The 6,687-nt window shown below is 47.2% G+C and carries 6 protein-coding genes; 4 read left to right on the top strand and 2 right to left on the bottom strand.

Going from position 1 to position 6,687, the window contains the following annotated elements; translation table 11 throughout:
* Nucleotides 1-1,104, bottom strand: a 1,104-nt coding sequence (locus NDA06_RS15560) for a protein kinase (RefSeq protein WP_348251768.1), incomplete at its 3' end; no start/stop codon positions are given.
* Between the two features lie 151 nt (nucleotides 1,105-1,255).
* Between NDA06_RS15560 and NDA06_RS15555 the strand changes: the two genes are divergently transcribed.
* Nucleotides 1,256-2,827 carry a phenylacetate--CoA ligase family protein gene (locus tag NDA06_RS15555; RefSeq protein ID WP_190985641.1) on the top strand — a complete coding sequence of 524 codons (1,572 nt, stop codon included), beginning with the start codon at nucleotides 1,256-1,258 and terminating at the stop codon, nucleotides 2,825-2,827.
* A 29-nt stretch (nucleotides 2,828-2,856) separates the two neighbouring features.
* Here the strand turns inward: NDA06_RS15555 and NDA06_RS15550 are convergent, their stop codons facing one another.
* Nucleotides 2,857-3,177, bottom strand: a complete 321-nt coding sequence (locus tag NDA06_RS15550) for a helix-turn-helix domain-containing protein (protein WP_190410721.1) — start codon at nucleotides 3,175-3,177, stop codon at nucleotides 2,857-2,859.
* A 523-nt stretch (nucleotides 3,178-3,700) separates the two neighbouring features.
* On the opposite strand from NDA06_RS15550, the gene NDA06_RS15545 reads away from it, so the two are divergent.
* From NDA06_RS15545 to NDA06_RS15535, 3 genes are all read left to right on the top strand, one after another.
* Nucleotides 3,701-4,399: a pirin family protein gene (locus tag NDA06_RS15545; protein WP_190432761.1), complete on the top strand. Its 699-nt coding sequence runs from the start codon at nucleotides 3,701-3,703 to the stop codon at nucleotides 4,397-4,399.
* Nucleotides 4,400-4,584: 185 nt separating this feature from the next.
* Nucleotides 4,585-4,944 (top strand): VOC family protein, encoded by a 360-nt coding sequence (locus NDA06_RS15540; RefSeq protein ID WP_190410719.1) that lies wholly within the window; start codon nucleotides 4,585-4,587, stop codon nucleotides 4,942-4,944.
* A gap of 164 nt (nucleotides 4,945-5,108) precedes the next feature.
* Complete coding sequence (locus NDA06_RS15535) at nucleotides 5,109-6,383, top strand: recombinase family protein (protein ID WP_190985615.1); 1,275 nt, start codon at nucleotides 5,109-5,111, stop codon at nucleotides 6,381-6,383.
* The last annotated feature ends 304 nt before the right edge of the window (nucleotides 6,384-6,687 follow it).

The raw sequence follows: 6,687 nt of genomic DNA, 5'->3' as shown, positions 1-6,687 counted from the left end.
GGGCTGGGTAGCGTTGGGGATTGCCTGTGGGGGGTTGGCGATTGCCTGGGGGGGCGGGGGAATTTGGGCACGAGCCACCACCATTGTCGGTGCCATCGGGGGTTTGGTGGGCGGCTGAGTGGGAGAAAGATCGGGTGCTGGGGCAGGCGAGTGGGCAGATGAAAGGCTCTGTAGCACGGCGCTGGCAGATTGATAGCGATCGCCCGGTCGTCGTGAAAGCATTTTATCCAACACCGCCCCCAGAGCGGGGCTAAGGTTCACGTCCCGCCGCCAGTTCCACAAAAGCGTTCCATCGTCGATTAGCTCTTGCGGCTGTTTACCCGTGAGCAACACTAACATCGTTGCCGCCAAAGCATATAAATCGCTATGGGGAAACACAATTCCCCGTTGCATCTGTTCATCGGGGGCGTATCCGGGCTTACCTAACCGAGTATGGATGGTCGCCGTTTCCATCCCTGGTGTCTCGCTAAACTCCGATTCTACGGTGGCTGCGACTTCCTTGACGCCACCGAAGTCAATCAAGACGGGCAGCTGGTCAGAAGCTCGCAAAATCATGTTATCTGGAGCAATATCGCGGTGAATGACCCCCATCGAATGGATATATTCTAGAACTGGTAAAATTTGCAGCAGGATCTGCCGTACCTCTGGCTCGCTAAACCGTGCTCCTTGATGTTTCCGACTTTCGAGAAGCGCGCGATAAGTTTGACCTTCCACATAGTCTTGGACTAAAAAGAGACGTCCGTTCCCTCGCTGGTTTACCCGAAATAACTCTCGAAAGTTGGGAATTTGCGGGTGTTTCAGCTTGTAAAGGACACCCGCTTCCCGTTCAAATAGTTCGGAAGCTTTTTGCAAAGCGTAAGTGCCTTGCACCTTGGGAGCAAATTCCTTTAAAACACAGGCTTCGTTGAAGCGGTTGAGGTCTTCAGACAAATAAGTGCGTCCAAAGCCACCGTGCCCCAATTCGCGCACAATTCGATAGCGATCGCCCAGCGTCATCCCCGGCAAAACAGTATTACTCACCACAGCAGGTAGCGGTTCGCCACAATGCTGGCAAAAGCGACCATCAATGGGATTCTCGTGTCCTTTGGTGCAATAGAGGGGCATGATTAACCTGGGGCAATTCTGTGGAAGATCCAGTAACGGTATAACAAATTGACCGAGATTCTACCAAGTAATGCGATTGATGAAAGCGATTGAAAGCGATCGCCTTCCCTACGTTAGCCTGATCTTAAATACAAAACTGAGAGGGAGGACAATGCTAGAAGAACAACGTCAACGGGTACTCACCGCTTTTCAATCGTTCCTGGGTACTCCCCTCCAGTGGCGGCTGCAACAGTATCGCAGCACCTCCCCAGAAGCCGCTACGATGCAATTATTCCACGAGGTTTCTGCGAGTGTCCCCGCCTACCAAGCTTTTGTGAAGGAACAAGGTATCGATCCGGATTCGATACAAACTTTTGAAGATTTCCAAAAACTTCCCTTCATTACCAAAGAAAATTACCTGTTGCGTCACTCCCTTGCAGACTTGTGCCGCAATGGACAATTAGAAGCGTGCGATACGATTGCTGTTTCCTCCGGTTCAACGGGAAAGCCGACATTTTGGCCTCGTTTCCTCACGGATGAACTGCAAATCGCGATTCGCTTTGAACAGATATTTCATGATAGTTTTCAGGCTGATACCCGCCGCACCTTGGCTGTCATCTGCTTTACCTTAGGGACTTGGGTTGGGGGAATATACACAGCAAACTGCTGTCGCTATCTCGCCAGTAAAGGATACCCGATTACAGTGATTACTCCTGGCAATAATAAAGAAGAGATATTTCGAGTCGTGCAAGAACTGGGTTCTGCATTTGAGCAAGTCGTGCTGCTGGGATATCCACCATTTTTGAAGGATGTCATTGATAGTGGCATAGCGCGGGGTGTGGAGTGGCAGCAATATCACATCAAAATGGTGTTTGCGGGAGAAGTCTTTAGCGAAGAATGGCGCAATCTTGTCGGAGAAAGAGTCGGTTCTCAAAATCCTTGTTATGACTCTGCTTCGCTTTATGGGACAGCCGATGCAGGCGTCTTGGGCAACGAAACCCCGCTGAGTATCCGCATCCGTCGATTTCTGGCAGAACATCCAGATGCTGCTAAGGCATTATTTGGGGAATCTCGCTTGCCAACGCTGGTACAGTATGACCCACTGAGTCGCTTTTTCGAGGTTCACGAGGGCACATTGCTGTTTTCCGGCGATAACGGGATTCCGCTGATCCGCTATCATATCTCCGATACGGGAGGCTTAATCCCTTACGATGAAATGCTCCAGTTTTTAGCAGAATGGGACTTCGATCCAGTCGCGGCGTTGCAAGGTGAAAGTGCCATTCCTCATCCCGAAACCTCCGGTTTAGGGCTACCCGAACTCAATCCGGCGGCGCGGGCTACCCAAAGAGGAATTCCTCCATTACCGTTTGTTTATGTGTTTGGACGGTCTAATTTCACGGTTTCCTATTTCGGCGCAAATATTTACCCGGAAAATGTGACGGTGGGGTTAGAACAACCCAGGATTCGAGAGTGGGTGACGGGTAAGTTTGTCATGCAGGTTCAGGAAGATGCAGATAAAAACCGCTTCCTGTCGGTGGTTGTGGAGTTAGCGCCCCAAGTGGAAGCCAGTGAAAACAAGCAGGAAGCGATCGCATCTTCAATTCTGTCCCAGCTACAACGCCTCAACAGCGAGTTTGCAAACTATGTCCCCCCAACCTACCAAATGCCGCAAGTTACCTTAACTCCCACCGGCGATCCAGAATATTTTCCAATTGGGGTGAAGCATCGCTATACTCGCCAATAATTTCTGCCAATAATTTCTGCCAATAATTTCTATAATTGCGTGCCTAATTCGTGCATTGCCTGAATAATCGGTTTCAAACTTTCTCCTAAAGGGGTCAAAGAATATTCCACTTTTGGGGGAATCTGCGGATAAACCTGACGATGAATAATTCCGTCTTCTTCCATCTCTCTGAGTTGCTGCGTGAGCATCTTTTGAGTGATTCCCTCCAGCCCTCTTTGCAGTTCCCCAAACCGTTTAACGCCTGACCATAGTTCTGCCACAATCAAAAGCTTCCAGCGTCCGCTAATTGCTTTTAAGGTAGTTTCTGCTGGACAAGTCTTCCTTTCAAAATTCTCGCTTTTAGCTTCCATAGTATCTTTTTGGGTACTATCTTACTTTAAAGTGCATACTTTACACTTTATGGTTACATTTTTTAAACTATAAATATACAAAAATAAGACACCCAAGAAAGCCAAGGACAAGCAAAATGAGTGAACCCGTTATTGTTGATACAAAACCTATCCTGCTTGCGCTTGAATCGGGTACTTAAATTTTGGTGTAGTTGCGGTCAATCTCACAATCAACCTTATGGCGATGGTTCCCATCAAAACACGGAATCCCCCCCTGTAAAGTTTGTAATGAAAGACAAAAAACAGGTAGCAGTATGCCAGTGTAAGTACACCAGAAATCCACCGTTTTGTGATGGTTCGCACAGTAAAGTTTAGTATTCTTCATGACAAAAGCGTAGCCTGTCTAAATAAATTTTACTTGCACCAACTGGCAACAGATCCCATTTTTTTAGTCTGCGAAGGGAGACGCAATAAATCGCCTCTCTACAACCAGGATAACTCTAGGCTCTAGCCGCTGGACATTCAAGTTAAATAGGAGATGAAAATGATTGCAATTCGGAAAGCAGAAGAACGCGGACATGCCGATCATGGCTGGCTCAATTCCTATCACTCATTCTCTTTCGCCAACTATTACGATCCCCAGCACATGGGATTTAAAACTCTGCGCGTAATTAACGAAGATAGAGTGCAAGCGAACCAAGGCTTCGGGACACATTCTCATCGAGATATGGAAATTATTTCCTACGTACTAGAAGGTGCTTTGGAGCATAAAGATAGCATGGGAACTAGCTCCATTATTCTTCCGGGTGAAGTGCAAGTTATGAGCGCTGGTACAGGAGTTACGCACAGCGAATATAACCATTCTAAAACTGACTTAGTGCATTTTCTACAAATTTGGATTACGCCAAATCAAAAGGGATTAAAACCTAGATACGAGCAGAAAATGTATTCGGCTGAAGAAAAGCACGGAAATCTCCGTTTAATTGCTTCTCAAGATGGTCGGGATGGTTCGGTTACTATCCACCAAGATGCCAATCTCTACGCAAGTTTGCTCGATGCAGGACAGCAGGTTAATTATCAAATCAACCCTAACCGCCATGCTTGGCTGCAAGTTATCAAAGGCGATATCAGTTTGAATGGTAAGCCACTGGCTGCTGGAGATGGCGCTGCAATCAGTGACGAAAACCAGATAGCCATAGAAGCCAAAAATAGCACGGAATTTCTGTTGTTCGATTTGGCATGACAGCCGAAGGTTTATATACCCTTTAGGCGAAGACGATGATTCCGGTCATGGGTTTTAAGTAGACAGTTCTTTAAGTAAGAAAAATCGAGCGATCGCTTGATTTCTCTTATTTATTTTTTGGTTCTAAGGAATTCGTTTACCTCCAGGTAAAAATGGTATGATTACAGGCAAAAGTATAACTAGCGATGCAGATTACTCAATGTCTCCATGCAGCCATTCTCGTTTCTGACTTGGAACGAGCCGAGCAATTTTATGGGAACGTGTTGGGATTATCGAAGGTGGATAGAGTGCTGAAATTTCCCGGCGCATGGTATCAAGTCGGCGAGTTTCAAATTCACCTGATTGTTGCCAACTCTATACCATCAGATTTAGTCAATTCTGAAAAATTAGGTCGGAATCGGCATTTAGCCTTCTTGGTCGCCAACTTAGACGCTGCTAAGGAGAAGCTTATGGCTCACAACTACCCCCTACAAATGAGCGCTTCTGGTCGCGCTGCGCTGTTTACTCAAGATCCTGATGGCAACATCATTGAGTTAGGTGAATGAGCTGTCAACCATGAATCCTAATCAGGGCACTTTGGGAGCATCCTGCGAATTGCGAAGACCTGTCTGCACGATAGAAGCGTGGGGCTACAGAAACGAAGCCTACCTACACAAGCTAAAATTAAACTCTTCAGGCTGCTCCTGGCAGCTTGGTACATAATTCTGCAATGAAAATCATTGCATATTCCTATACTGACCCGTTGCTTGAAGTTGCACCCGATCCCTTGATGTGGGGTTGGGAAATAGATAGCGTTTATCAAGATTTAGGGGAACGTCAACAACTACGACAGCTGTTAGAAGATTGTAAAGAAGAACCCGCTAATTATTTATTAATCCGACGACTGGCAGAATTGGGAAACTCGGTGGAAGAAGTATGCGATCGCATCCTCGATCTCGAATCCCTCGGCATTCAAATGATTACTACTGAGTCAGTCGCGTATCATCAAACACCCCTGCAACTCCTGCAAGAAATTCAGAATCGGCAGCGCAGCGATCGCATCCGTCAAGGACACGCTCAGCGGCGGCTCAAAGCGTCGCCAGCGCCTGGAAAAGCTCCTTATGGCTACCGACGAGGTAAAGACCGCTATATCCTAGACCGCAGCGCCGCGCCGGTCGTCAAAGATTTTTTTGAACAATTTCTGCTGTATGGTTCTTTACGCGGTGCGGTGCGATATCTAGAAAAGAAATACGCCAAAAAAATTTCCGCTTCTACTGGACAACGCTGGCTAACGAACCCAGTCTATCGGGGTGACACTGCGTATAAAAATGGTGAGATTCTCTCTGATACCCATGCTGCCATCGTATCTAGGGAAGAAGCCGCGCAAATTGACCGCTTGCTGCGCCGTAACCGCCGTTTGCCTCCTCGTACCGCTAGTGCAAATCGTTCTCTAGCGGGATTAGTGGTTTGTGGAGAGTGCCAGTCGCCAATGACGATTACCCGCGTCACCGCTTCCCGCAAACAGGGAGAATATCTTTATCTGCGCCCAACCAAGTGTTTTAAACAGCCCAAATGTCGGGCTATTTCTTATCAGGAAGTATTAGAGCAAACGATTGAGAGAATCTGCCAGGATTTACCCCGCGCAGTAGCGACGGTGAATGTTCCCAATATGGATGGAATTAAGGGCACGATTACCCATGAAATTGCCGCTAAGCAAGATATCTTAGCTCAGTTGCCGACGCTTACAGAGAATGGCATTCTAGATTCAGAAACTGCCCAGTTACGCGCCTACAAGCTACGCACAGAAATCTCTCAATTGCAATCGCGGATGGCGAGTCTGCCGCCAGTAGATTTACAAGCGATCGCGCAGGCTGTATCTATCTCACAATTTTGGCTAGATTTGTCAGAATCAGAGCGACGATTCTACTTTCGAGAATTTATTCGCCAGATTGAAATTAACCGCCTGGATTCATCTTGGGAGATCCAGCTAGTTTTCATCTTTTAGCGATTAACGATAAAGTGTTGCGATCTCAATTCTATTTGAGCTGTGAGCCAGCACTTCAGATACCCCGCTTCTCACAGCAGCCAGTTATCTCGCCTTGCCGAATCGTTAAAGAGTGCGCTCGCTCTTCACAAAGCCGCAACACATACGCTAGCAACACTTACGCGAACAGAGTAAGTCGGCGTTACACTTGCATGGTGGCGATGCTAAATGTGCCGATAGATGACTAAAAAAACTTTCCGTATGACTCTCACTACTGGTATAAATTTTATAATTCGGAACGCAACGAGCGTCTAACCGCTGTAAA

It is taken from the genome of Trichocoleus sp. ST-U1 (assembly GCF_039961835.1).
Lineage (GTDB): Bacteria > Cyanobacteriota > Cyanobacteriia > Cyanobacteriales > FACHB-T130 > FACHB-T130.
Note: the sequence above shows the minus strand (reverse complement) of the source record. Positions and strands in the feature narration are given on the sequence as shown.